The 25,558-nt window shown below is 67.7% G+C and carries 26 protein-coding genes and 2 tRNA genes; 8 read left to right on the forward strand and 20 right to left on the reverse strand.

Annotated elements, in window-relative coordinates; translation table 11 throughout:
- Positions 1-24: 24 nt before the first annotated feature.
- Together ABC419_RS06505 and ABC419_RS06510 are read left to right on the forward strand one after the other, a co-directional pair.
- On the forward strand, positions 25-2,343 hold the full coding sequence (locus ABC419_RS06505; RefSeq protein ID WP_412875963.1) for a S9 family peptidase: 2,319 nt from the start codon (positions 25-27) through the stop codon (positions 2,341-2,343).
- Between the two features lie 51 nt (positions 2,344-2,394).
- Positions 2,395-2,811, forward strand: a complete 417-nt coding sequence (locus ABC419_RS06510; RefSeq protein ID WP_200215777.1) for a low affinity iron permease family protein — start codon at positions 2,395-2,397, stop codon at positions 2,809-2,811.
- Positions 2,812-3,012: 201 nt separating this feature from the next.
- On the opposite strand, the gene ABC419_RS06515 is transcribed toward ABC419_RS06510, so the two are convergent.
- The 11 genes from ABC419_RS06515 to ABC419_RS06565 form a co-directional block, all read right to left on the reverse strand.
- Positions 3,013-4,137 carry a P1 family peptidase gene (locus ABC419_RS06515; RefSeq protein ID WP_412875962.1) on the reverse strand — a complete coding sequence of 375 codons (1,125 nt, stop codon included), beginning with the start codon at positions 4,135-4,137 and terminating at the stop codon, positions 3,013-3,015.
- Positions 4,134-5,750 (reverse strand): ABC transporter ATP-binding protein, encoded by a 1,617-nt coding sequence (locus ABC419_RS06520; RefSeq protein ID WP_412875961.1) that lies wholly within the window; start codon positions 5,748-5,750, stop codon positions 4,134-4,136. Before ABC419_RS06520 ends, ABC419_RS06515 begins: the two co-directional genes overlap by 4 nt.
- Positions 5,751-5,752: 2 nt before the next feature.
- Positions 5,753-6,610, reverse strand: a complete 858-nt coding sequence (locus ABC419_RS06525) for an ABC transporter permease (protein WP_412875960.1) — start codon at positions 6,608-6,610, stop codon at positions 5,753-5,755.
- Complete coding sequence (locus ABC419_RS06530; RefSeq protein WP_412875959.1) at positions 6,607-9,192, reverse strand: ABC transporter substrate-binding protein; 2,586 nt, start codon at positions 9,190-9,192, stop codon at positions 6,607-6,609. The genes ABC419_RS06525 and ABC419_RS06530 overlap by 4 nt, the downstream gene beginning before the upstream one ends.
- Before the next feature lie 314 nt (positions 9,193-9,506).
- Positions 9,507-9,596 (reverse strand) — tRNA-Ser (locus tag ABC419_RS06535).
- Between the two features lie 97 nt (positions 9,597-9,693).
- Positions 9,694-10,635, reverse strand: a complete 942-nt coding sequence (locus ABC419_RS06540) for an NUDIX hydrolase (protein ID WP_412875958.1) — start codon at positions 10,633-10,635, stop codon at positions 9,694-9,696.
- Between the two features lie 7 nt (positions 10,636-10,642).
- Entirely contained in the window at positions 10,643-11,236 is a 594-nt protein-coding gene (locus ABC419_RS06545; protein WP_087141399.1) for a YfbR-like 5'-deoxynucleotidase, read from the reverse strand.
- Positions 11,237-11,389: 153 nt separating this feature from the next.
- The gene (locus tag ABC419_RS06550) at positions 11,390-12,271 is read right to left on the reverse strand and encodes a methyltransferase type 11 (protein WP_412875957.1); all 882 of its coding nucleotides are present in this window, start codon (positions 12,269-12,271) and stop codon (positions 11,390-11,392) included.
- Between the two features lie 107 nt (positions 12,272-12,378).
- A complete protein-coding gene (locus ABC419_RS06555) occupies positions 12,379-13,239 on the reverse strand; it encodes an AAA family ATPase (RefSeq protein WP_412875956.1) in 861 nt (286 codons plus the stop codon).
- Positions 13,240-13,309: 70 nt separating this feature from the next.
- Positions 13,310-13,516 (reverse strand): hypothetical protein, encoded by a 207-nt coding sequence (locus tag ABC419_RS06560; protein ID WP_164918008.1) that lies wholly within the window; start codon positions 13,514-13,516, stop codon positions 13,310-13,312.
- Between the two features lie 8 nt (positions 13,517-13,524).
- Complete coding sequence (locus tag ABC419_RS06565; RefSeq protein WP_200165741.1) at positions 13,525-13,947, reverse strand: hypothetical protein; 423 nt, start codon at positions 13,945-13,947, stop codon at positions 13,525-13,527.
- Positions 13,948-14,114: 167 nt separating this feature from the next.
- Here ABC419_RS06565 and flbT point away from each other — a divergent pair, with 167 nt between their 5' ends.
- Both flbT and flaF read left to right on the forward strand, forming a co-directional pair.
- Positions 14,115-14,540, forward strand: a complete 426-nt coding sequence (gene flbT, locus ABC419_RS06570) for a flagellar biosynthesis repressor FlbT (RefSeq protein ID WP_087141383.1) — start codon at positions 14,115-14,117, stop codon at positions 14,538-14,540.
- The gene (flaF, locus tag ABC419_RS06575) at positions 14,500-14,862 is read left to right on the forward strand and encodes a flagellar biosynthesis regulator FlaF (RefSeq protein WP_368924599.1); all 363 of its coding nucleotides are present in this window, start codon (positions 14,500-14,502) and stop codon (positions 14,860-14,862) included. Before flbT ends, flaF begins: the two co-directional genes overlap by 41 nt.
- A gap of 2 nt (positions 14,863-14,864) precedes the next feature.
- On the opposite strand, the gene ABC419_RS06580 is transcribed toward flaF, so the two are convergent.
- The 8 genes from ABC419_RS06580 to ABC419_RS06615 form a co-directional block, all read right to left on the reverse strand.
- Positions 14,865-15,503 carry an exopolysaccharide biosynthesis protein gene (locus ABC419_RS06580; RefSeq protein ID WP_200165740.1) on the reverse strand — a complete coding sequence of 213 codons (639 nt, stop codon included), beginning with the start codon at positions 15,501-15,503 and terminating at the stop codon, positions 14,865-14,867.
- Between the two features lie 81 nt (positions 15,504-15,584).
- A complete protein-coding gene (locus tag ABC419_RS06585; protein WP_125902090.1) occupies positions 15,585-15,773 on the reverse strand; it encodes a DUF3008 family protein in 189 nt (62 codons plus the stop codon).
- A gap of 42 nt (positions 15,774-15,815) precedes the next feature.
- The gene (locus ABC419_RS06590; RefSeq protein WP_412875955.1) at positions 15,816-17,234 is read right to left on the reverse strand and encodes a hypothetical protein; all 1,419 of its coding nucleotides are present in this window, start codon (positions 17,232-17,234) and stop codon (positions 15,816-15,818) included.
- 1 nt (position 17,235) lies between these two features.
- The gene (locus tag ABC419_RS06595; protein WP_125902088.1) at positions 17,236-18,399 is read right to left on the reverse strand and encodes an isovaleryl-CoA dehydrogenase; all 1,164 of its coding nucleotides are present in this window, start codon (positions 18,397-18,399) and stop codon (positions 17,236-17,238) included.
- 44 nt (positions 18,400-18,443) lie between these two features.
- Positions 18,444-19,316 carry a lysozyme gene (locus ABC419_RS06600; RefSeq protein ID WP_412877960.1) on the reverse strand — a complete coding sequence of 291 codons (873 nt, stop codon included), beginning with the start codon at positions 19,314-19,316 and terminating at the stop codon, positions 18,444-18,446.
- Positions 19,317-19,355: 39 nt separating this feature from the next.
- Positions 19,356-20,774: a magnesium transporter gene (gene mgtE, locus ABC419_RS06605; RefSeq protein WP_412877959.1), complete on the reverse strand. Its 1,419-nt coding sequence runs from the start codon at positions 20,772-20,774 to the stop codon at positions 19,356-19,358.
- A gap of 62 nt (positions 20,775-20,836) precedes the next feature.
- Positions 20,837-20,921: transfer RNA gene (locus tag ABC419_RS06610), tRNA-Leu, on the reverse strand.
- A gap of 277 nt (positions 20,922-21,198) precedes the next feature.
- A complete protein-coding gene (locus ABC419_RS06615; protein ID WP_003164329.1) occupies positions 21,199-21,450 on the reverse strand; it encodes a FliM/FliN family flagellar motor switch protein in 252 nt (83 codons plus the stop codon).
- 65 nt (positions 21,451-21,515) lie between these two features.
- Between ABC419_RS06615 and lipB the strand changes: the two genes are divergently transcribed.
- The gene (gene lipB, locus ABC419_RS06620; protein WP_412877958.1) at positions 21,516-22,232 is read left to right on the forward strand and encodes a lipoyl(octanoyl) transferase LipB; all 717 of its coding nucleotides are present in this window, start codon (positions 21,516-21,518) and stop codon (positions 22,230-22,232) included.
- Here lipB and ABC419_RS06625 read toward each other — a convergent pair.
- Positions 22,208-22,612: a DUF805 domain-containing protein gene (locus tag ABC419_RS06625; protein ID WP_412877957.1), complete on the reverse strand. Its 405-nt coding sequence runs from the start codon at positions 22,610-22,612 to the stop codon at positions 22,208-22,210. The two genes, lipB and ABC419_RS06625, sit on opposite strands and share 25 nt — an antisense overlap.
- Positions 22,613-22,795: 183 nt before the next feature.
- Here ABC419_RS06625 and ABC419_RS06630 point away from each other — a divergent pair, with 183 nt between their 5' ends.
- The 3 genes from ABC419_RS06630 to ABC419_RS06640 all read left to right on the forward strand — a co-directional run bounded on the left by ABC419_RS06630 (position 22,796) and on the right by ABC419_RS06640 (position 25,523).
- Positions 22,796-24,280, forward strand: a complete 1,485-nt coding sequence (locus ABC419_RS06630) for a hypothetical protein (protein ID WP_412877956.1) — start codon at positions 22,796-22,798, stop codon at positions 24,278-24,280.
- A gap of 72 nt (positions 24,281-24,352) precedes the next feature.
- The gene (gene msrB / locus ABC419_RS06635) at positions 24,353-24,844 is read left to right on the forward strand and encodes a peptide-methionine (R)-S-oxide reductase MsrB (RefSeq protein ID WP_412877955.1); all 492 of its coding nucleotides are present in this window, start codon (positions 24,353-24,355) and stop codon (positions 24,842-24,844) included.
- 49 nt (positions 24,845-24,893) lie between these two features.
- The gene (locus tag ABC419_RS06640; protein ID WP_243637706.1) at positions 24,894-25,523 is read left to right on the forward strand and encodes a hypothetical protein; all 630 of its coding nucleotides are present in this window, start codon (positions 24,894-24,896) and stop codon (positions 25,521-25,523) included.
- Positions 25,524-25,558 lie beyond the last annotated feature (35 nt).

Consider the following 25,558-nt stretch of genomic DNA (forward strand, 5'->3'; position numbering starts at 1 on the left):
GTCGCAGCGCGACAAGATTTGCGGATGACGACGGAAGATTCCGTCTCTAGCTTCACCGCCATGCGCACTTTTCTTCTCGCCTCGACGATCCTGATGGCTGCGACCTCGGCCTTCGCACAATCCTCGCCGCAGCCGGGGGCTCCGCCCGCCGCCACGGCGCCCGCGTCCTCGATCCTGACGGTCGAGCGGGTTTTCGCCAATCCGTCCCTGGCCGGGCCGGTGGCCAAGGGGGTCAGTCTGTCGCCCGACGGCGAACTGGTCGCCTTCCTGCGCTCGCGCGAGGACGACGTGGACGTGCTGGACCTGTGGGCCGCGCCGGTGAAGGGGGGCGAGCCGTTCAAGCTGATCGACGCTCGCGCCCTGGTCCCCGATGCGGGCGAATTGTCCGAGGCCGAGAAGGCGCGGCGCGAGCGGATGCGGATTTCCCAGCGCGGCGTGGTCGAATATTCGTGGGACGAACAGGGCCGCTACATCCTGGCCCCGCTGGAAGGCGACGTCTTTCTGGCCAACCGCGCCGACGGCTCGGTGCGGCGTCTGACCGAGACGGCGGCCGATGAGATCGACGCCAAGGTGTCGCCCAAGGGGGGCTTCGTCAGCTTCGTGCGCGATCAGAACCTGTTTCTGGTCAATCTGGAGACGGGCGCCGAACAGGCCATCACCACGGACGGCAAGGATCTGATCACCTGGGCCACGGCCGAGTTCATCGCTCAGGAAGAGCTGGACCGCGACACCGGCTATTGGTGGAGCCCGAACGAACGCTACATCGCCCTGCAACGCACGGACGAGAGCACGGTCGACGTCATTCCGCGCCTGGACATCACGGGCGGCGGGGCCTCGGTCATCTCGCAGCGCTACCCCCGCGCCGGACGGCCCAACGCGGTGGTCGAGCTTTATGTGCAGGACGTGCAGAGCGGTCAGCGGGTCAATGTCGATCTGGGCGCCGACAACGACATCTATCTGGGCCGGGTGAACTGGGCGGCGGACGGTTCGGTCGCTTATGTCCAACGCCTGTCGCGCGACCAGAAGCGGCTGGACCTGCTCAGCGTCGATCCGGCCACGGGCGCCAGCCGGGTGATCGCCAGCCAGACCTCGAACGCCTGGGTCAACGTCACCCATGACTTCAAGGCGCTGAAGGACGGAAACTTCATCTGGTCCAGCGAGGAGAGCGGGTGGCGTCACCTGTATCTCCATAACAAGGACGGCCGCCGCCTGCGGCCGATCACGCGCGGCGACTACCCGGTCAAGGCGCTGGACGGCGTCAATCAGGAGACGGGCGAGGTCTTCTTCACCGCCTCCATGCGCGACGGCAGGGAATATCCGATCGAGCAGCAACTGTTCCGCGCCAGCTACAAGCGGACGTTGAGCCCCACGGAAGTCACCCCGCGCGGCGGCTGGTGGAGCGCGTCGGTCAACAACACCGGCACGGCCTATGTCGGCAACTACAGCGACGTGAACACCCCGGCGCAGTCGGCGCTCTATTCGATCAACGGCCAGCGCGTGCGCTGGATCGAGGAGAACAGGCTGCAGCCCGGCCATCCCTTCTGGCCCTATGCCGAGCGCCAGCAGAAGCCGACCTTCGGAACCCTGCAGAGCCACGGCGAGACGCTGATGTGGCAGATGACGACGCCGCCGGGTTTTGATCCGTCCAAGACCTATCCGGTGGTGATGGAGGTCTATGGCGGGCCGTCGGGCGGCGGGGTGAAGAACGCCTGGCAGCCGGCCAAGACGCAGTTGCTGACCGAGGCTGGCTACATTGTCTTCCGTCTGGACAACCGGGGCGAAGGCGACCGTTCGGCGGCCTTCAAACAGGCCCTCTATCTGAAGATGGGTCAGCCGGAGATCGCGGATCAGGTCATCGGCGCGGACTATCTGCGCTCGCTGCCCTATGTCGACGACAGCCGCATCGCCATGATGGGCTGGTCCTATGGCGGGTTCATGAGCCTGATGGCCCTGACCGAGCCGAAGATGGGGCTGGCCGCCGCCCTGGCGGGCGCGCCGCCGACGGAGTGGAGCCTGTACGACACCGCCTATACCGAGCGGTACATGTCGACGCCTCAGGCCAATGTGGACGGCTACGCCGCCTCGGACGTGGTGAACCGGCTCGACAATCTGACGGGGCGGCTGCTGCTGATGCACGGCATGGCCGACGACAACGTCATCTTCGAGAACACCACGCGGGTGCTGAACGCCTTGCAGGAAAAGAGCATCCCCTTCGAGACGATGCTCTATCCGGGCCAGCGCCACGGCATTCGCGGCAATGATCGTCAGCTGCATCAGTGGCGGACCTATCTGGACTTCCTGGATCGCACGATCGGCACGCGGGCGCCGCAGAAGGCGGACTGAGGCGAACTCTGATCCGGCGGAACCCGGCCCTGCGGCCGTCGTTCCGCCGGAATGGAAAAGCTGTTCAATCATCTGGCGAACGCGACGGCCAAGCTGGCGGGGCGGCCGTGGACCTTCATCGTCTGCCTGGCGGTGGTGCTGATCTGGGCTGTGACGGGGCCGGTGTTCAAGTTCAACGAGACCTGGCAGCTGGTGATCAACACCGGCACGACCATCGTCACCTTCCTGATGGTGTTCCTGATCCAGAACACCCAGAACCGCGACGCCGCCGCCATGCACGCCAAGATGGACGAGCTGATCTATGCGGTGAAGAAGGCCGATGCGGGCTTCATCGGCATCGAGCACCTGACCGACAAGGAGCTGGCGGTCATCCTGCAGGAGGTCGAGCGGCGCGGCCGCGACATCCACGCCGGACGTCCTGCGCGGGCGGTCAGGCAGCGCCCGGCGTCGCGGGTCGAGGAAGGCTGAAGGTTCGGACTCGAAAAAACAGAGTCCAATTCGTCTGAATCGTCTGAAATCCCTCCGCGGCCTGAACCGAGAAGGCAGGGTGACGCATCGGCGGGACGCGGCGCGCAGATTCAGGCGAACCGCGCGCAACTCCCGTCTTTTCCCGGGATTGGAGCGGCGTGATGCGCGGGCTGGGCGCCTGAATCAGAGGCGGGGCGCCGTTTACATCTCGCGCCAGGTCTTGCCGGTGACGCCCTCATAGTTGGTCGCATGATAGACGCCGCGCGCCACGGCGCGGGCCAGGACGTCGGCGGCGACGTTGCCCAGTTGCGCCACGGCGACCTGACGGGCGGCGGGGTCTTCGATGACCTTCTTGCCGGTGGACAGGCTGAACAGGGTGTCGCCGTCGAACGGCGCGTGGGCGGGGCGGATGGCGCGGGCCATGCCGTCCTGCGCCATGATGGCCACGCGCTGAAGCTCCACGCGGGTAAGGGCCACGTCGGTGGCGATGCAGGCGATGGTGGTGTTCTCGCGCGGCTGAGGCCGAAATTTCGCCGCCCCCCAGTCTTCAGCCGAGGCGTGCAGTCCGGACGAGCCGAGGCCGCCGAACTCGTCGCCGATCTCATAGGGGGCGGCCCAGAAGCTCTTGCCCCCGGGCGCCACGACCGAGCCCACGCTGTTGACCGCGACGATGGCGCCGATCGTCCAGCCCGAGACCATGACGGCCGAGGCCGAGCCGACGCCGCCCTTCAGTGCGCCCGCCTGGGCGCCGTAGCCCGCGCCCGCCGTGCCCAGGTCGAAGCGGTCGCCGGCGGCCTCCAGCGCCTGAACCGACAGGCGGCGATAGGGCGGCTCCATCTCCCACTGCTTGTTCCCGCCGTTGGCCAGATCATAGAGGCAGGCGGTCGGGATGATGGGCGAGGGGGGCACGCCCGGCGCCCCGCCCATGCCGTAGCCGCGCCCGCGCATGCCCATCCAGGCGGCGACGCTGTCGGCCGAGCCCAGGCCGTAGACCGACCCGCCCGACAGGATGACGGCGTCCACCTCCTGCACTAGGTTTTCGGGGCGCAGCACGTCGGTCTCGCGTCCGGCGGGGCCGCCGCCGCGCACGTCCACGGCGGCCGTGGCGGGCTTTTCGGCGAGGATGACGGTGACGCCGGTACGGACGCCCGCGTCATGGGCCTGACCGACCTTGATGCCCTCGACGTCGGTGATCAGGTTCAGCGGGCCGGTGCGGCCGGACGCGCGGGCGGCGTTCTGAGCCGCAGGCTTGGCGCTTGCGGCGGTTCCGGTCGCGGAAGCGGCGGCGCCGATCAGGGCGGAGCCGAGGACGGTTCTGCGGTTCATCCGAAGGTTTCCTTATCCAGGGCGCTATTGCGGACCAGATCCGGCGTCGCCGCCAGAAGTTTCTGCGTATAGGGGTGCGACGGGGCGGCGAAGACGGAGGCGGTGAGGCCCTGTTCGACGATCTTGCCGGCCTGCATGACCAGCAGCCGATCCGTCACCGTCCGCGCCACGGCCAGGTCATGCGTCACAAACAGATAGGACAGACCGAGGCGCTCCGACAGTTCGGCCAGCAGATCCAGCACCTGGGCCCGCACCGAGACGTCGAGCGCCGACACGGGCTCGTCCAGGCAGATGACCGACGGCTCCGTGATCAGGGCGCGGGCGATGGCGATGCGCTGGCGCTGGCCGCCTGAGAACTCATGCGGGTAGCGGTCGGCGGCGTTGCTGTTCAGCCCTACGCGCTCCAGCATTTCATCAACGCGGCGACGGGCCTCAAGCGGGCTGGGGCGCGCGTCCAGCAGGTGGAAGCTTTCGGCGACCAGATCGCTGACCTTCCAGCGCGGGTCGAAACCGCCATAGGGATCCTGGAACACCACCTGGATGTCGCGACGGATGGCTTTCAGGGCGGCGCCTCTGGCTGCGGTGATATTGCGGCCCTTGACCTGGACGCGGCCCGCCTGCGGCGCTTCCAACGCGAGGATGGCGCGCAACAGGGTGGACTTGCCGCTACCGCTTTCACCGACCAGGCCGACGCTTTCCCCCGGTTGGATCGACAGGCTGACCTGATCGACGGCGCGGAAGGGCTTGGCTCTGCCGAAGAGAGGGCGGGCGCCGGGGTATTCGCGGACCAGGCCCTCGACCTGAAGCACGGGGACTGCCTCGGCCTGGGGGCGACCGTGGCGCGCGGGGACATAGGCGGCATCGGCGAGAAGGCGGCGCGAATAGGGATGCGTCATGCCGGTTCGAAGACGTTCGATCGGCGCCTGCTCGACCAGTTCGCCGGCCTTCATCACCGCCAGACGGTCGGCGGTTTCGGCTGCGACGGCCAGGTCATGGGTGATGAGGATCAGGCCCATGCCGTCCTCGCGCGCCAGTCGTTTCAACAGGTTCAGCACCTGAGCCTGGGCGGTAACGTCCAGCGAGGCCGTGGCCTCGTCCGCGATCAGCAGCCTGGGAGTCAGGGCGATGGCGATGGCGATGGCGACGCGTTGTCTCTGGCCGCCTGACAGTTCATGCGGATAGCGGCTCAGCGGGAATCGCTCGGCGGGCAACCCGACGCGGTCCAGTACGGCGCGAGCGACGGCCAACGCCGCCTTGCGCGAGGCCTGGCTGTGCACGCGCACCGTCTCGGCGACCTGATCGCCGATGGTCATGACAGGGTTCAGGGCCGTCATCGGCTCCTGAAAGATGACGCCCACGTCGCGGCCGCGCACCTGCTGCATCACGGCGTCCGAGACGCCGGAGATGATCTTGCCGTTCAAACGAATGTCGCCGGACATCGTCGCGCGCGGCGGGGTCAGGCCCAGCACGGCCAGGGCGGTCATGGACTTGCCCGAGCCGCTTTCGCCGACCAGGCCGAGGATCTCGCCGGGGGCGACGGACAGGCTGACGTTCTTGAGGATCGGCGTCGAACCGATCGACAGGCTGAGGTCGCGGACGTCGAGGACGTTCATGCTCAACGCTCCCGCCGCACGCGCGGGTCGAACAGGTCGCGCAGGCCGTCGCCGGCGAGGCTGAACCCCAGGACGGTCACGAAGATGGCGAGGCCGGGCATGACGGCCAGCCACGGCGCGAAGCCGATCATGGTTTGGGCCTCGGCCAGCATCCGGCCCCAACTGGGCGCAGGCGGCTGGGCGCCGAGACCGACATACGACAGGCCCGCCTCGGCGACGATGCCGACGGCGAGCTGAATCGCGGCCTGCACGACCAGCAGGCTCATCAGATTGGGCAGGATGTGCTGGATCGAGATCAGGGCCTTGGACTTGCCCGCCGTGCGGGCGGCCAGGACGTATTCGCGGGTCCAAAGGCCCTGCGCCGCGCCGCGTGCGACGCGGGTGAAGACGGGGATGTTGAAGACGCCGATGGCGATGACGGCGTTGATCGCGCCCGGTCCCATGACGGCGGTGATCATCACGGCCAGCAGCAGGGCGGGGAAGGCGAAGATCAGGTCGTTGCCGCGCATGACCACTTCGTCGATCCAGCCGCCGCGCGCCGCCGCGGTCAGGCCCAGGGGCGTGCCGATGCCGACGCCGACGCCGACGGCGACGAAGGCGACGATGAGGGAGTTCTGCGCGCCCGCCATGATCATCGACAGGACGTCGCGGCCGAAGTGGTCCGTGCCGAACGGGTGGGCGGCGGAGGGGGCGGTCAGCTTGGCGGCGATGTCGACCGCCTCGACGTCATAGGGCGTCCAGACGAGGGCCAGCAGGGCGGTCGCCAGCACGACGGCGGTCAGCGTGGCGCCGACGATCAGCGACAGGGGCCAGCGCACGCGGGGCTTGGCGGGGGCGGTGATGGCGGGGGCGTCTGTCATGCGCGGCGTCCCCTCAGGCGCGGATCAGCGAACAGATAGGCGAGGTCGATCAGGAAGCTGACCAGAACCACGGCGAAGACCAGCACCACCACCACGCTCTGCACCACGATCAGGTCGCGCTGGGTGATGGCCTGGAAGACCAGTCGGCCGAGGCCGGGCAGGGAGAAGACGTTCTCGATGATGATGCCGCCCGCCAGCAGGAAGGGGAACTGAAGGCCGAGGATGGTCAGAACCGGAATCCAGGCGTTGCGCAGGGCGTGCCGCCACAGGGCTTGGTTGACCGACAGACCCTTGGCGCGGGCGGTGCGAACATAGTCCTCGTTCATGGTGTCCAGCAGGGCGGTGCGCAGGACGCGGGCGAGGATGGCGGCCTGGGGCGCGGCGAGCGCTACGGCAGGCAGGATCAGGGCCTTGAGGGCGGGCCAGAAGCCCGCGCTCCAGCCGGGGAAGCCGCCCGCCGAGAACCAGCCGAGGTTCACCGAGAACAGCAGGATCAGCAGCATGGCGATCCAGAAGTTGGGCAGGGCGACGCCGACCTGGGTCACGCCGATCAGGCCGGTGTCGACGGCGGTTCCCCTACGGCTGGCGGCGGTGACTCCGATGGGCAGGGCGACCAGCAGCGACAGGACGGTGGCCATCAGGGCCAGCGGCGCGGATACGGCCAGACGTTCGGCGATCAGGCCGCCGACCGGCACCTGATAGGTGTAGCTGGTCCCGAACTTGCCGGTCAGCAGGTCGCCGAGCCAGGCGAGGTAGCGCTCAAGACCCGAGCCTTCGAGGCCCATCTGCTGGCGCAGGGCGGCGATGGATTCCGGGCTGGCGTTCAGCCCCATCATGTAGCTGGCCGGATCGCCGGGCACGACCTGCAGCAGCAGGAATATGACCACGGTCGCCGCCGCCAACGTCAGGGCGTGGCCCCCCAGCTTTTTCAGCAGCCAGGCCGCGCCGAAGCGCCAGGCGACGAAGGCCAGCAGGCCGACGCCCGCGATCAGGCTGATCCAGCCCCAGGGCGGGCCGCCGCCGGTGCGCTCAGTGCTGGCGGTCGTCGCCGCGCCCGCGCCGGTCCAGTAGGCGCCGGTGACGTCATTGGCGGCGATGGGGCCGTTGATCCACAGGCCGTTCACGTCCGCCTTCCACACGCCGATGCGCGAGGACTGGAACAGGAAGCCGTTGACCGCGTCGTCTGCGATGCGGCGTTGCAGGTCGCCCAGCAGCCGCAGGCGCGTCGGTTCGTCCGGGGCGGCGTTGACCTGGGCCAGCAAGGCGTCGAAGGCGGGGCTGTCGTAGCCGAAATAGTAGTCCTTGCGGCCGTAGATGTCGTAGTCCATCGGCTCGACGTGTTCGACGATGGTCAGGTCGAACTGGCGGCGCTTGAACACCTGATCCAGCCACTGGGCCCATTCGAGGTTCTCGATCTTGGCGCGGATGCCCGCCTCGGCCAGTTGCGAGATCAGCACTTCCCCGCTGCGCCGGGCGTAGGGGCGGGGCGGCAGGCGCAAGGTCACGTCGATGCCGTTGGGATAGCCGGCTTCCGCCAGCAGGGCGCGCGCCTTGGCCGGGTCGTGGGGAGACAGGCCGGTCAGGTCGACATAGCCCGGCGCCTGACGCGAATAGTGGCTGCCGATCGGCTGGCCGAAGCCGAACATGGCCCCCTGGATCAGGGCTTCGCGGTCGATGGCGTAGGAGAGGGCGCGGCGCACCCGCACGTCGTTGAACGGCGCCTTGGTGTTGTTGATGCCCAGGATGACCTTGCCCTCGGACGCGCCGACGACGACGCGGAAGCGCGGATCGCGCTGGAGCTGGGCCACGTTCTCGGGCGCGGGATAGTTGGGGAAGGCGTCCACATCGCCTGCGCTGACGGCGGCGAAGGCGGCGGTCGGGTCGCTGATGAAGCGGAAGACGACGGTGTTCAGGCGCGGCGGCGTTCCCCAGTAGTCGTCGCGACGCACCAAGGTCAGCTGGCTGCCGCGCTGCCAGTTCTGCAACTTGAACGGCCCGGTGCCGACGGGGGTGACGGCGTTGGTCGCGGCGGTCTTGGGCGAGACCATGACCGCGTCGCCCCAGGCCAGAAGGTAGGGCAGGGTCGCCATCGGGCGGGACAGGTGGATGCGCAGGATCGCCGGATTGATGACCTCGACTTCGCGGATCGGCGCGAACAGGGCCTTCTGGGCGTTCGTGGAGCCTTCGGCGGTGATGCGGTCGAGAGAGAATTTGGCGACGGCGGCGTCGAACGGCGAGCCGTCGGAGAAGGTCACGCCGCGTCGGAGGTGGAAGGTCCAGATCAGGCCGTCAGGCGCGGCTTCCCACGACTCGGCCAGGGAGGGGGCGACCGCGCCGTTTTGGGTCAGGCGGGTCAGGCCCTCGAAGACGTTGGCATAGACGACTTCATCCACCGCCGCCGCCGCGCCCGAGGTCGGATCGAGGTTCGGCGGCTCGAGCGGCAGGCCCAGGATCAGGCGGTCGCGTGCGGGCTGGGTCGGTGCTTGCGCTTCGGTGGCGCCGGGCAGGGCCGTGGTCAGGCTCAGCATCAGCGCGAAGGAGGCCAGCGCACGCCGGATGCGTCGCCAAACCTGTCTTCTCATGCCCGAAGTCACGCGGTCACGCCTCCCGTCCTGCAGCATCGCTCAAATCGGCCACGGCGTCAGGGCGTGCCGCACCCTCGATATCACGCAAAGTCTTGTTTGCGCGGCAGAGGGCTGGATCGACGGTAGCACGAGAAGAGAAAATGCGGCGGGCGCCGCGCGGGCTGCGGATGACAAGGGAGCTCCGCCTGCGTAGCGGATGAAAGAACGCGATAGCTCGGCGACCAGACGGCGAGCATGCGGCGCCTGCAGACCGTAGCGCCGAAGCCGTGGGCGACGAGCACTCCGGGTGAGGGGAAAATGTCGGAAGTTAATGGCGGAGAGGGGGGGATTCGAACCCCCGGTACGCTTCCACGTACGCCGCATTTCGAGTGCGGTACATTCAACCACTCTGCCACCTCTCCGCGGGTCGGTAGTCCCTAATGGGGCTGAGCGAGCGGCTTCTGTAATGAAAGCCGTCCCGGGCTGCAAGCGGTATGTCGAAGAAAATCGACTGGCGCTTCAACGCTGTCCGGGCAGGGTCAGACCCGAGGGCGCGCCGCCTGCCGGTTCGGGGCCGATGTAGCGGAAAAGTTCGGCCGGACGGCCGCCTGTGTCGCTGGCGAAGACGCCCGTGGGCTGGACCAGGCCGGTGCGCTCGACGCCGCGGCGGAAGTTCTGCTTGTGCAGCGACAGGCCCGCCACCGCCTCGGCTGCGTTCTGCAGGGCGGACAGGGTGAAGGTCTGGGGCGTCAGGTCGAACAGGACCGGGCGGTACTTGAGCTTCGAGCGCAACCGGCCCAGCCCGGTGGCGACGATACGGCGGTGGTCGGAGGTCATGGACAGGTCGCCCAGGGGAGCGGGGATCGGCCGGTCGTGATCGCGGGCGGATTCTGCGACAAGGCCCGCTTCGTAGAGCAGTTCGTAGCGTTCCAGCACGCGCTCCTCGTTCCAGCGCGCGTCGGGCGAGAGGGCGAATAGGGAATCGGCGCGGCCGCGTCGGACGGCGTCGTCTCCGGCCCATTCAGCCAGGTCCGAGCACAGGCTGGCCAGGATGGGGGGGCGTCCCTGACGCCAGTCCTCCCAAGGGAAGATGTCGAAGACGGGCGTCCAGGCGGCGTCCAGGCCCGGGGCCTCGGGCGCTTCGGCGGTCAGGGCGAGATAGCCGACCGAGACCTCGCGCGCGCGCTCTGGACCCGGCGTGGCGCGGGGCGAGGCGCGACCGGCGTCGCCGAAGGTGTAGAGCTGCTCGACGAAGCCGAGGGGGAAGCCGGTCTGTTCGGTGACGAAGGCGCGCAGAGCCAACTCGAACGTGCGATCTCGAGCCGGATCGAAAGGACCGAAAGGCAGGGCGGACGCTCCGTCCGCCGCATGGGTGGTCAGCACCACGGCCTGACGGTCGCGCAGGGCGATGACCACGGCCGACAGGCCGATTCGCACGCCCTGTTCGCCACCCTGCGTCATGCGCGTCCTATTCCGTGTGCCAGGCGTCGGCGCCGGGCAGGATGCCGACAGCTTCGGCCAGAACGCGATAGCGGTCCAGATAGCGTTGCTGGGCGATGGCGGCGGGCTGGGGCTCGATGATCAGATCATAGCCGGGCGGCGGGGCGCCGAAGATCTGCAGCGACTCGCGGCGGGTGAAGCCGGCCAACTGGGTCGCCTCATAGAAGGCGCAGGCCTTGTCGGCCTTCTTGATCAGGGTCTTGATCGTCTGCGGCGTCTTGGGCGGCAGTTGGAAGCGAACGTGAATGGCGGCCTCAAGCCGGGCCTCGAAGTCCTTGTAGCCGGCGCCCAGCGCCGATTTGAACGGCGAAATCATGTCGCCGATGACGTATTCCGAGGCGTCGTGCAGCAGGGCGGCCAGACGCCATTTCGGCTCCAGCCCCGGCCGGATGTGGGCGGCGATCTCCTCGACCACCAGCGAGTGCTGGGCGACCGAGAAGGCGTGCTCGCCGATCGTCTGGCCGTTCCAGCGGGCGACGCGGGCCAGGCCGTGGGCGATGTCCTCGATCTCGATGTCGAACGGCGAGGGGTCCAGCAGGTCCAGGCGACGGCCGGACAACATGCGTTGCCAGGCGCGAGGCGGCTTGGGTTTGCGGACTCGGGCGCGGGGCCGGCGTCTTCGATTTCTTCGGCCAAGGTCTTGATGCTGCGCATGCTCAGGCTGGTGACTCAGACCGAACGCGCGATCAAGGGCGGCCGTTGCGATAGATGGGGGTTAATCGCCGACGTTGAGCGTCACCAGGGCCTTGGCGGCGTCGAACAGGCGGTCGGGATCGCGGTCCTTGCTGCGGACGGTGGCGACGACGATGGGGCCGCCGACCGGGCCGCGCGCCTCATACCCCACGGTGCGCCAGCCGCTGGCCGAAGGTTCGTCCGCCGTCATCAGGAAGGTCGAACGGACGGATTCTCCGGCGGCGCTGGTGCGGATGCGGGCGGCGCCGTCGGTCGCTTCGATTTTTACGGCGTCGTCTCCGGACGAGACGTCGACGCGGCTTGACTTGTCATCGGCGCGGATGGTCAGGCCGCCGATGCGGATGTTGGCGCGGTCGCCGTCGGCGTCGATCCTCATGCCCGGCAGGCGGACTGTGGCCTTATCGCCCTGGGCGTCGACGCGCACGCCGGGCGCGCTGACATGGGCGGAGTCGCCGGAAGCGGCTTCGGCCGCTGCACGAGAGGCGTCGGCCTCGGCGCGAGCCGAGTCCGCCTCGGCCCTGGCGATGTCGGCCTCAGCCCTGGCGGCGTCGGCTTCGGCGCGGGCGTTCTCGGCTTCGACCTCGGCCATGGCCTCGGGCAATTCGGCGGCGAGACGGGTCTCGAAGGGTTTCAGGGCGTTCTGCGCCGAACGGCCGTCCAGTTGGACCAGGCGCAGGACGACTTCCGAGCCGCGCGGGCCGCTATAGACGCAGGAGCCGTCGGCGCGGGCCGAACCCTTGCGCGTCAGCACGCCCTGGGTCTGGGGGCATTGCAGGGCGTCGACCACCCTCAGCGCGCCGGATGAATCCGAGGTCGTGGAGGTGGTGATGCGCACCGAGCCGGAGTTGTCGCAGGCGGCGGCCATCAGCGCCAAAGCGATAACGGGCCAGGTGATCTGTTGCATGGTCGGCTCCACTCCAGGCCTCGATTGTGCGCCATAAGCGCGGCGGGACCAGTGAAATCGCGGTAATCGAAAGACGACGGGAAAGCGGCTGAAATCAGCCGCCTCTATCAACCGCCAGGACGGGCGCCGTCGCGGCGGGCCATGAAGGCCAAGCGTTCGAACAGATGCACGTCCTGCTCATTCTTCAGCAGGGCGCCGTGCAGCGGCGGGATCAGCTTGCCCGGCGTCTTTTCGCGCAGGGTCTCCGGCGCCACGTCGTCGACCAGCAACAGCTTCAGCCAGTCCAGCAGTTCGGACGTCGAGGGCTTCTTCTTCAGGCCCGGCGTGTCGCGGATCTCGTAGAAGGTCTTCAGCGCCTCGGAGACCAGGCGCGGCTTGATGCCGGGGAAGTGGACCTCGACGATGTCCTGCATGGTCTCGGCGTCGGGGAAGCGGATGTAGTGGAAGAAGCAGCGGCGCAGGAAGGCGTCCGGCAGCTCCTTCTCATTGTTCGAGGTGATGACGACGACCGGGCGGACCTCGGCGCGGATCGTCTCGTCCGTTTCCTGGACGTAGAACTCCATGCGGTCGAGCTCTTGAAGCAGGTCGTTGGGGAACTCGATGTCGGCCTTGTCGATCTCGTCGATCAGAAGCACGGGGCGGGCGGGTGCGGTGAAGGCCTCCCACAGCTTGCCCTTCTTCAGATAATTGCGGACGTCGTGGACCCGTTCGTCGCCCAGCTGGCTGTCGCGCAGGCGGGACACGGCGTCGTATTCATACAGGCCGTTGTGGGCCTTGGTGGTCGATTTGACGTGCCAGGTGATCAGCGGCGCGTTCAGCGCGCGGGCCAGTTCATAGGCCAGAACTGTCTTGCCGGTGCCCGGCTCGCCCTTGATCAGCAGCGGCCGTTCCAGCGCCACGGCGGCGTTGACGGCGACCTTCAGGTCGTCTGTGGCGATGTAGTTGGACGTGCCTTCGAACCGGCTCATGCGAAACCTGCTCCATTCCGGGGGAAAGGAGCAGGTAGCTTAAAGAGATGCGCGTGAACAGGCGGCAGCGTCAGGTGATGCGCTTGGCCGATACCGGGTCGCTGGCGGGAAAGGTCTCCTCGACGCCTTCGTCGATCAGGGCTTCCTGTCGGTTCTCGGCTTCCTTTTCCTTGTCCTTCAACTGGTCGGGCTTGCCGTGTTCGTGGGGCGCGCGCTTGGCCGGGGGGGTGTTCGGGTCGGCGTCTTCCTGGGCCTTGGTCGGATGATGTTCGGTCATGGAATCCCTCATTGCTCGGGGCCGTAGCCCAGATCCTCGATGTCGTCGTCAGAGAGGCGCTTGGCTTCCCAGTGGGCGGCGCTGGCCTGTGCGCCGCGCTGGTTGCGCATCAAGCCGGCGTAAACCAGCTCGATCTCGTTCGCGCCCGAGGCCGTGGCGCCGTCGCTGTCGGCCTCGTTCAACCGCACGCCGTTGACGCCCAGCAGGGCGTCGGCCTCGGCCTCTATCCCGTCCAGCGCCAGATCGGCGTCCAGATCGGCGTCGTCCTCGTCAAAGGGTTCGGCGTCGGCGTCCCCGTCCAACTGGGTGACGTCCAGCACGTCGTCGGCTTCGTCGAACGACAGATCGCCGTCGCCTTCATCGTCCAGATGGGTCTCGTCATAGACCTCGGCCTGGTCCTGGCCGTCGGCCTCGAATTCCGGTCCTGCCATCGTCGTCTCCCTTCCGAAAGGTCAACGGCTCTGCTGGGCGGGGCGTTCCCGTCTGCGCGATCGTGACGCTGGGAAGCGCCTGAAGTGAAGGGATGGTTAACCACGTCGCTTTACAGTTCTTCAGCGGCCGGCCGTCACGGTGAGGGCGGCGCCACGGAGACCTTCCCTTGCCTCTGAAACTGTCGCTGAAGCCCGGCGAGAAATTCGTGCTGAACGGGGCCGTCGTGCAGAACGGCGACCGTCGCGGCGTGCTGGTCCTGCAGAACAAGGCCAGCGTCCTGCGCGAGAAGGACATCATGCAGCCCGAGGATGTGACCACGCCCGCGCGCCGCATCTATTTCCCCGTTATGATGATGTACCTGGATGAGTCGGAAGCACCGAAATTCTATGATGAATTCGCCCTTCGCCTGACGGAGTTCATGGGGGCGGTGCGCAACCCTGACATCCTGACGGAATGCGTCGCCTGCTCCAAGCACGTGCTGGCGCGCCAGTATTACAAGGCCCTGATGGGCGCTCGCAAAATCGTTGATTACGAAGACCAAAGGCTCGGCAATGTCGCTTCAGGCGTACAAGACGGCGGCGACGCGGGCTGAATCACCGCGTGAAATGGAATACCGGCTGTTCGGCCAGGTGACGCGCGCCCTGATGCACGCCTCGACCCTGGACAAGTCGGATGTCGCCGGGCGGATGGACGCCCTGGACTGGAACCGCCGCCTGTGGTCGACGCTGGCGACCGCCTGCTCGGACCCCGACAACGCCATGTCCCAGGCGATGCGGGCTCAGTTCATTTCCCTGAGCCTGTTCGTCAACCGCAACACCTCCGAGGTCATGCGCGGCGAGGACGACTTCTCGACCCTGATCGACATCAACCGCATGATCATGCAGGGCCTCAGCGGCCAGACCGACGCGGGCTGAACCTAGAAGAGGTTCGTCGCCCATTCGGCGATGCCGGCGACGACGGCGACCACCGTGGTCCACACCAGGGCCAGATAGATCCCGCACACGCCCGTGCCGAAAAAGCCGGCCAGGATGAAGGCGCCGTCGCGCTGGATGATCCCCAGGCCGAACAGGGCCAGGGTCAGGCCGGGCAGGGCGTCGCCGAACGGCACCGGCAGGGCCATCATCAGCGCCAACAGAATGCAGATCAGGCCGATGACCACGTCGGCCGCTTCGCCCGTCAAGGCGGGCCAACGCGGGCGAGTCAACCGTTCGACCCGGCGCAGGCGCGGCAGAATCTTGTCGGCGGCGGATCGATAGGAGTTGCGGTTGACCGACAGATTCAACAGCCAGCGAGGCAGCCAGACCTTCTCGCGTTGCAGCGCCAACTCGGCGGCGATTAGGATGATGGGCACGGAAAACACGGCCTTGCCTCCAGGCGGCCAGGGCACCAGCGCCATCAGCGCCAGCATCAGGATGACGGCGCCGAAACCGCGCTCACCAAAGGCTTCGACCATTTCGCGGAGAGACAATTTGTCGGCCTGGCCCTGACCCAGGCGCTCCAGCACGTCGGAGAAGGTCCGCCCTTCATCGGGCGGCGGCGTGGAAACAGGCGTCATCAGGCGAGACTCAGGGAGCGAAGGTCCGTCAAGTTAGGGGCGCTGCGAACCGTGCGCCATCCCTGAGGCGTGGTGGAACGTCTATTGTTTTGCAACGTGCTCGGGTTTGCCCTTGCGCCGGGTGTGGGCGAATTCTTCCAGCTGTTTTTCGGTCATCGATTCCATCATGGATTTCGACGCGCCTTTGAGCTTGGATTTTGGCGTATCGCCGCGCTTGGCCGACAGGGCGGCTCCGGCGGCTTTCTGCTGGGCGGCGGATTTGGCGGGCATGACGACGATCTCCTTCGAATGAAGGGCAACCTTCCGCTCGCTTTAAGGTTCCTGGGGCAAGGTCAGGCTGATCCGGGTCTGGCCGGCTTGATGATGGATCTCGCCCGGCGTGGTGATGCGCAGCGACAAGCCCTGGTTTTCGAGAAGGATCGTTTCGCCGGCGCGAAACTCGCGCAGGTCGGCCAATGAAACGGGCAGGGTGACGGTGTGGATGGTCATGCTGCCTGCGACCACGCCTGTGGGGACATCAATCAGGGCGGGGGCTCCTTCACTCTTCAGCGCAAAACCCGGAGCCTCCATGACCACCGTGCCGCGGGGCAGGGCGATGCCGCCGTCGGCCAGCGGGGTCATCGCTCCCGCTGAAAAAGACAACTGGACGTCCTTGCCGCGAACGCCGGGCGCCTTCAGTTCGAGAACCAGCCAATGTGGAGCCTGGTCCAGGAAGGCTTCGCGGCTCGTGGCGCCTTTGGGCGCCTGGTTCAGTCGCTCGGCGGCCTGAGCCTTGAGCGCGGGAAGGTCGAAGCGCGCGGCGGCGGCCGAGACATCCTCGTGCGAACCTTCGCCGATCGTCTGGCGCAGAAGAACGTCCAGCGGGACGCCTCGGCTGATATGCGTTCGCCACTGGTCCGCGTCGAGGTCAGCAAGCAGCCAGGTCAGGGCAGCGCCGACGGGATAGGCGCGCCAGCGGAACAGCTCGGAAACCAGGCTCATGTCGTCATCGCCCGGAACGCCGAGATTCCTGGCGATGGCGCGGGGCAGGGCCTCGTCGGGGCGATCGGCGATCAGGTTGCCGGCCTGCAGGCCGATGAACTCGGCCGTGCCTTCTGTCCACTCTCTTTGCTGCTGCACCGCCAGGATTTCGGAGGGAAGCTCGGCGCTTCGTACTGACCTGAGCGCCAGATAGGTTCGCGCCAGACGTCGCCGGGCGGTCGCGTCGGGCTCCAGCAAGGCGGCTTGCAGTACGAGGCGCTCCAGATCCAGGGCGGCGATGAATCCGGCCAGGTCGGAAATCGCATTCAGATCGACGAATTCCTGATGCCCGTCGCCCGACATCCAGCGGAAGGCCGTGTTCTGGTAGTCGTGGAACTGTTCGTGGAACAGGGTCGACAGGTCGTCGTCGGGGCCGTCGGGGCGCAGCAGGACAGTGTCCGGGCGGCCGGACGGATAATCCAGGACGAAGTAGAATTCAGCGCCCTCTAGCCGGCCAGGCCTGAAGCGGGGCGTGTCGGGCAGACGATCGCCGCCGAAGACGGCGCCGACGTTCGGCGCATAGAGGATGAAGGGTTGGGTTTGCGGCCAGTATCCGGGCCACAGGCGGCTGAGCGCGTCTGCGTGGCGTTCGACGCGCTCAGCCTGCGCCGTCAAGGCGGCCTGATCGAGAAGAGGGGCGGGGGCTTGAGCCCAGGCGGCGGAGGCGAAAAGCGCGCCCAGGCCGCCCAGCAAAGCCCCCCGTCCGATCACATCAGCTTCCCAGCAGTTCGCGGCCGATCAGGAAGCGGCGGATTTCGTTGGTGCCGGCGCCGATGTCGTAGAGCTTGGCGTCGCGGACCAGACGCTCGACCGGCCATTCCTTGGTGTAGCCGGCGCCGCCTAGGGCCTGGACGGCCTCCAGCGAGACCTTCACCGCGTTCTCGGAGGCCAGCAGGATGGCGCCCGCCGCGTCGTAGCGGGTGGTCTTGCCCTGGTCGCAGGCGCGGGCCACGGCATAGACATAGGCGCGGGCGCTGTTCAGGGCGACGTACATGTCGGCCACCTTGGCCTGCATCAGCTGGAAGCTGCCGATGGCCTTGCCGAACTGCTTGCGGTCGCGGACGTAGGGCAGGACCACGTCCAGGGCGGCCTGCATGATGCCCAGCGGACCGGCCGACAGGACGGCGCGCTCATAGTCCAGGCCGCTCATAAGCACGGCGGCGCCGCGGCCTTCGCCGCCCATGATGTTCTCTTCGGGGACTTCGCAATCCTCGAACACCAGCTCGGCCGTGTCCGAGCCGCGCATGCCCATCTTGTCCAGCTTCTTGGAGACGCTGAAGCCCTTCATGCCCTTTTCGATCAGGAAGGCGGTGACGCCGCCGTTGCCTTCGCCCGTGCGGGCGTAGACGACCAGGGTGTCGGCCGAGGGGGCGTTGGTGATCCAGAACTTGGTGCCGTTCAGGACGTAGCGGTCGCCCTTCTTCTCGGCGCGGGTGCGCATGGACATGACGTCCGAACCCGAGCCGGCCTCGGACATGGCCAGGGAGCCGACGTGCTCGCCCGAGATCAGCTTGGGCAGGTATTTCGTCTTCTGCTCGGGCGTGCCCCAGCGGCGGATCTGGTTGACGCACAGGTTGGAGTGAGCGCCGTAGCTCAGGCCGATCGAGGCCGAGGCGCGGGAGACTTCCTCCATCGCCACGACGTGTTCGAGGTAGCCGAGGCCGAGGCCGCCGAACTCTTCCTCGACGGTGATGCCGTGCAGGCCCAGCTCGCCCATCTCGGGCCACAGGTCGCGGGCGAACGCGTTTTTCTCGTCGATTTCGGCGGCGCGGGGGGCCAGCCGTTCGGCGGCCCAGCGGGCGGTGGTGTCGCGGATGGCGTCAGCGGTCTCGCCGAGGCCGAATTCCATGGATTGGGGCGCGAAGGGAATGCTCATGCCGCAAGGCGTAGCATCGCGCGCGAGCTTCGCAAAGACTGCTGTCAGTGCGACTGTTTCTGCTCTGCGGGCATGTTTTTGCCGCGCAGGAAACTCCAGGCCGCCACGCCGATGAAGACTAGGCCGGCAATCGCGAGACCTGCGCCTATCAGCACTGTGGCGTCGTCCGAGGCAGGGGCGCTCAGCGCGCGCGCGAAGGCGGCGATTCCCGCCAGGAAGGCCAGGGCGCCGATCCCGCCAATGAAGAGGACCGCGCCTCGGTCGCCCAGGGCTGAATCGCCCGCTGTCGGCGCGGTGCGTTTCTCATGACGCATGACGGGCACGCTTGGCGGGGGGGCGTCGACGGGCGGCTCTGCGGCGCCTGGGCCGCGCACGGGCGCGGTCAGCAGGGCGTCCAGCGGGGCTGGCAGGTCCGGCGCGGTGTCGAACAGGGCGCGCTCGGCCGAGCGGCGGCGATACAGGGCGTCGACCGGCGGCGAGGCGCGCTCGGGCCAGGCGGACAGGGCGACGGCGGCCTCGGTCGGCGCGTTGGCGTCCAGCTTGGCCTGGACGTCCGAGCCCTGGAATCGCTCAAGACCGATGGAGAAGATGAAGCTGGCCAGGGCGTCGAACTGATGCTGGTTCAGCGGCAGGCGCACGCGCTCGTTCAGCAGGGCGACGATCGGCATCAGGTCGTATTGCAGCAGCAGTTCGGCCTCGGCCTCGCTGACCACGGCTCCGGGGCGGGCCGAGCGGGCGTGGCCGTAGCCGATGACGGGCGTGCCGTCGCGGCGCAGCACGGTGCGCGGGCGGAAGCCCTCGAAGCTCTTGATCAGCAGAAGGCCTTCTCGAGAGACCTTGCGGCGTTGCGGCGCGGCTGCGGACACGGATTGACCCAATTCGAAACGGGCGTTCTCGCCCTGATCGGGACGGAGCAAGCCTCGTTCCGAAATCGGCGGGGCCGTTTCAGGTCAGATTTACAGCAGGACGATGGTCGCCAGGCCGAGGAAGATCAGGAAGCCGAAGAAGTCGGTCGTCGCCGTCACGAACACGGCCGAGGACACGGCCGGGTCGAACTTCAGCTTCGACAGGGTCAGCGGGGTCAGCACGCCGACGCTGGCCGCGACCAACAGGTTCAGGATCATGGCCGCCGCGATGACCGCGCCGATGCGCCAGTCCTGGAACCAGAAGCCCGCCGCCAGCCCGATCAGCGGCGCCAGGACGAAGCCGTTGGCCAGGCCGACGGCCATCTCGCGCCAGAAGGTTCTGAGGGCGTTGGAGGCGTTCAGCTCGCGCGTCGCCAGGGCGCGCACGGTGACGGTCAGGGCCTGTGTCCCCGCATTGCCGCCGATGGCCGAGACGATGGGCATCAGCACGGCCAGGGCCACGATCTGTTTGATGGTGCCTTCGAACAGGGCGATGACGCTGGCGCCCAGCATGGCGGTGAACAGGTTGATGCCCAGCCACGGCACGCGGCCGCGCACGATCTCGAACACGCTGGACGAGCGGTCCTCGTCGGCGACGCCGGCCAGGCGCAGGATGTCCTCGCGGTTCTCTTCCTGAATGATGTTGACGACGTCATCGACGGTCAGCTGGCCGACCAGCCGCCCGCCCGTGTCGACCACGGGGGCGGAGATCAGGTGGTATTTCTCAAAGATGTAGGCGACTTCTTCCTGGTCGACGTCCACCTCGATGGCATTGACCGGCTCCATCAGCTCGATCAGGGGCGTGGCGCGCGGGCTGCGCAGCATGCGGCTGATGGCGACGCCGCCGATCGGCCGATTCATCGGATCGACCACATAGATGTCGAAGAACAGCTCGGGCAGGTCGTCGCCCTGGGCGCGGACGTGGTCGATGGTGTCGCCGACGTTCCAGAACTGCGGCGCGGCCATGAACTCGCGCTGCATCAGACGGCCGGCCGAATCCTCCGCATAGCCCAGCGAGGATTCGATGGCGGCGCGCTCGACCTCGGGCATGGCGGCCAGCACACGCTCGCGCTGGTCGTCCTCCAAGTCTTCGACGACCGAGGCGGCGTCGTCCGAATCCAGCTCCTGCAGGGCTTCGGCCAGGGTGGCCGAGGGGACGCGCTCCAGCACCTTTTCGCGGATGCCGTCGTCCATCTCGGGCAGGGATTCCGCCAGCAGTTCGGGCGGCAGCCACTGGACCACGACCGAGCGATGCTCGGCGGTCAGGAAGCCCATCAGATCGGCGACGTCGGCGGGGTGCAGGTCTTCCAGCAAGCCGCGCAGACGCATGCCGTCGCCATCGTCCGCGGCGTCCACGACCTTTTCGACGAAGGCCGCCGTCAGGGCGTAGTCTTCACCGAGGGCGGCGTGATCATCGTCTTCGAGATGGGGGTCTTCGGGGCGCAGAGGGGCAAGGTCCGTGGGGGTCACGTATCTGCCTCCTCTGAGATGATTTCAGCCTATCTAGCCGAGATTCGCCCTGTCAGATCAGATGGTGCGGTCGAGAAGACTCGAACTTCCACGGGTTGCCCCACAGCGACCTCAACGCTGCGCGTCTACCAATTCCGCCACGACCGCTCGCATCGGAGGGCGGGCAATAGCGGAGAGCTGACGGAAAGAAAAGAGCGTTTTGCTGAACAGGTGAAATTCCCTCTCCTGATGGGAGAGGGCTTGAGCGCACGAGAGCGTCAGCGATCGTTCTTGCGCGAAAGGGTGAGGGTTCGGCGGTGAAGTCGGCCAAAGGCCGTTGCGCGACGGCTTACGCCGAATGACAGGACAAGCCCCTCACCCTTTCGCCTTAGCCAATCGCTTCGCTCTTGGAGGCTCAAGCCCTCTCCCACCGGGAGAGGGTGCGCTACGCGGCCCCGGCCATGAAATCATACACATCGGCCGGGCGCGTCACCGTGATGGCGATGCGGTCGTCGCGAATCTCGATCTCGCCGCGCGCGACCGGGTGGTTGTTAGCGAGGATCCAGACCTCGTCCTTTTCCGAGGCGTCCAGCGGGATCACCGCGCCGCGGCCCATGCGCAGCAGTTGCTGCATCGGCAGGACCGAACGGCCCAGCACGACCGAAATCTCGACATCGACGGCTTCGATCTGGCTCAAGACGGTACTCGCAAATCAACGGGCGGCCCTTGCGCCGCCGCGTTCGGCCCCACATTGAGGGCATCATGCTTGCCGACCCGTTAAACTCTTCCCAACGCCGCCTGTTTCGCGAAGACGGTCGTCCCGTCGAATGGGCGCTGTCGTCGGGCTATGTCGACTACGCCGCCGCCGAGGCCGCCATGGAGGCGCGCGTCGCCGCCATCGCCGCCGGGGAGGCCGAGGAGCTGGTCTGGCTGCTGGAGCACCCGCCGCTCTATACCGCAGGCGTCTCGGCCAAGGACGACGACCTGCTGGCGCCCGATCGCTTTCCTGTGCACCGCACGGGGCGGGGCGGGCAGTTCACCTATCACGGGCCGGGCCAGCGCGTGGCCTATGTGATGCTGGACCTGAACCGGCGCGGCAAGGACGTGCGCGGCTTCGTGCATGGGCTGGAGGACTGGATCATCGGCGCCCTGGACCGTTTCGGCGTCGAGGCTGGAATGCGCGAGGGCCGCGTCGGCGTCTGGGTCGAGCGCAAGGGCGCGGGCTGGAGCCGCGAGGACAAGATCGCCGCCATCGGCGTCAAGGTCCGCAAATGGGTCAGCTTCCACGGCATCAGCCTGAACGTAGAGCCGGACCTGGATCATTTCGGCGGCATCGTACCGTGCGGCATCACCGAACACGGCGTGACCAGTCTGGTCGATCTGGGCGTACTGGCGACGATGGACGAGGCGGATGACGCGTTGAAGTCGTCCTTCCAGCGGATGTTCGGGCCGGTTCAGGCGGGCGTCGCGCCGCTCTGAACCCCGGCGCCGGGCGCGGCGCCGTAGCGGTTGAACGCCTTCTGACCCGGCAGGACCGCCAGATCGAAGACGACCAGAACAAGAGCGGCCGTCGCGACCCAGCCCAGCAGCGTCTGCGGTTGCGGCCACGCCAGGGCGAAGGCCAGCAGGATCGGTCCGCTCCACCACCCTGAACGGCCCCGGTCATGCAGGCGTTGGGACAGGACGCAGAAGCCGCTGTAGAGCAGGGCGGCGGCGATCAGGGCGTGAAGCCAGCCTGGCGCCGGCAACAGGATATCCGCCGCAATCCAGACGCAGATCAGACACGCCGCGCCCAGCAGAAAACGAAACCGACCGACGCGCCCCGTGGAGTTCAGAAAAAGGTCAACGAGAGCGGTCATGCGGAATCACGCAGCGTTCGGCGCGTTTTACGCCAGCGGAGCTCATGGCCTAGTCATGAAACCGGCGCGCGTAAACGTCGCGTCGCTAGAAGCGGCGCAATTCGCAACAGGGGTGGCGACGGCGCCGTTAATGAGTCTAAAACACGCCCAAACCGCACTCTGAACGGACCGGGAGAAACCCCTATGCAACGCCTGCTTTCCGCTTCGGCGGCCGTACTGGCCCTGAGCTTCGCCGCCTCGGCCGCTTCGGCCCAGAATTTCAGCGATCTGGCGCGGCAAGACCTTCAGGCCATGCACACGGCCCTGCGCGACAACCACCCCGCCGCCGTGGTGCCGGGCGACGCCAGCGCTCCTTTCCGCGCCTGGCTGGATACGGGCCTGCAGCAGGCCCAGGCCAAGGCCGGTCAGGTCAACAGCGGCGACAGCCACGCCTATCTGCTGCGCTGGTACGCCAACGGCTTCCGCGATTCCAACATCGCCGCCCGCCCGACCTATGAGGGCCTGGGTCCGTTCTTCGCCACCAGCTGGCCGGGCGTGGCCACAGCCTGGCGCAACGGCCAGTACGTCGTCTCCTATGTTCAGGAAGGCGTGCGCGGGGCGCCGCCGCTGGGCGCCGTGCTCAAGAGCTGCAACGCCGAGCCGATCGAAAATCTGGCCAAGGCCAAGCTGGACCAGTTCGAGGGCGACCTGACGACCGAGGCCGGCCGCGTCCGCAGCGCGCCTTATCTGCTGTGGAACCGCAACAACCCGATGACCACGGGCGTGCCCAGCACCTGTGAATTCCAGGTCGGCCGCCGCACCCGCGATTTCACCCTGTCGCCGCAACCGGCCACGGCCCAGAACCTGGAAGCCGCCTATCGCGCCTCGGTCTATACGCCGTCGGGCGCGCCGCTGTCGGTCGAGACGGTGAACGGCCGCCCGTGGATCAACGTCCACTCCCTGGCCGATGACGCCGCCTGGGACGCCTTCTTCGCCCAGATCGAAGCCCAGTCCGCCGCTATTCGCGGGCCGCAAGGCTTTGTGTTGGACCTGCGCGGCGCCAACGGTTCGTCGCTCAACGCCACCACGCGCGGCTATGGCCTGGCCAACCGCATCTGGTCGCCGGAATTCACCGTCAGCCGCCAGCCGGAAGCGGGTCAGATCACCTATCGCGCCACCGCCGCCAACCGTCAGTGGTTCGCCGACACCCTGAACCGCATGGTGTCGGACCCGCGCTTCGTCCAGGAATCGGGCGCGGTGATCGAGCAGACCCAGGCCATTGTCGCCGCCTTCGACAGCGCCATCGCCGCCGGTCAGCCGACCTTCGTCATGCCGGGCCGTCCGGCGACCCCGGACACCGGCGCCGCCAACCCGGTGCAGGGCCAGGTGATCGTGCTGGTCGACGCCGGCTGCTCGGGCGGCTGCCTGGATACGCTGGACCTGCTGAGCCGCCTGCCGAACGTGCGCATCGCCGGCTCGACCACGGCCGAGGACACCATCTTCATCGAGCCGACGACCCTGCGTCTGCCGTCCAACTACGCCGATCTCAGCTATGGCCATAAGGCCTGGACGACGCGCCAGCGCGGCAACAACGCGCCCTACGCCCCGGCCGGCGCCCTGGCCTATGCCGGCGACGCGACCGACGAAGCGGCCGTGCGGACCTGGGTGAACGGCCTGTTCGGCGCCTGATCCGAACGATCATCTCAGGCTATTGAGGGCCGGACGGTGGAACGACCGTCCGGCCCTTCCTATTTTGAGATCATGACCCAGACCGAATCCGCCTCCCCGATGCGCTCCGCCTCCGGCTATGACCTGACGCCGCCGACCGACAGCCAGCGCGTGGCGCTGGAGGCCGACCTCTCGCCGGAAGAGAAGCGCGTGCTTCTGGCCCACGGCACCGAGGCGCCTTTCTGCGGAACCCTGCTGGGTGAAAAGCGGGCGGGGGTCTTCTGCTGCCGCGAATGCGGCCTGCCCCTGTTCCGGTCGGGGACCAAGTTCGAGAGCGGCACCGGCTGGCCCAGCTTCAACCAACCCGTCGATCCGGCCCACGTCCGCGCCGTGCGCGACGACAGCTACGGCATGGTGCGGGTCGAGACGCGCTGCGCCCGTTGCGACAGCCATCAGGGGCACGTCTTTCCCGACGGCCCGCCGCCTACGGGCCTGCGCTACTGCATCAACTCGGTCGCGCTCAGTTTCGTGGCAGAAGGCGAGCCTCTGCCTAATCCCTTAGGGCGCGACGACGGGACGGCCTGACCTTGGCCGCATTTGGGGTTAGGGTGTTTGTGAACGGGAGTAGATGCGTATGCTGATCGAACTCATGGCCGCCTCCCTGCTGCTGACCGGCAGCGACCCTGAAGGCGTGGTCTCGACCGCGCCGCGTGCTGGTCCGGGCGCCGTGCCGACCGCCACCGCCGACGCCCTGGCCGCGACGGTGAGCGACGCCTCACCCGCCGTGACGCTGCAGACGGCGGCGCCGCACGGCCTGACGACCGAGGAGCAGATCTCCCGCTGGATCGGCGAGCGAAAGGCTGACGCCGGCGCATCTCCGCCCTGGGCGGACGCCTGGGAGGACGAGCAGCCCCGCAGGATGCACGGCGAGGTCAGCGCGGGGATCGGCACGGGCGGCTATCGTGACTTCGCCGCCGCCGTCTCCATGCCGATCGGCGAGAACGGCACGCTGAACCTCAGCGTCAGCCAGACCAAGAACGCGCCCTGGGCCTACGGCTACGGCCCTTATGGCTATTCGCCCTACGGCTATGGGGCGGGGCGCTATGGCCTGGACGGCTACGGCTGGCGCGACGCCTACGGCGCAATGCCGGGACCGCTGGGCGTGCGCAGTCCGCGCGACCGGCCCAGTCGCATTCGCCCCTTCAGCGTAGACGAGAAGCACGCTGAGCCTGCGCGCGACCGGGCGGACGACGTCAGCCGATAGGCTGGACACGGGCAAAGTGCGGCGCATCCGCCACG

This window comes from Brevundimonas phoenicis (genome assembly GCF_047237745.1).
In the GTDB taxonomy this organism is placed as follows: domain Bacteria; phylum Pseudomonadota; class Alphaproteobacteria; order Caulobacterales; family Caulobacteraceae; genus Brevundimonas.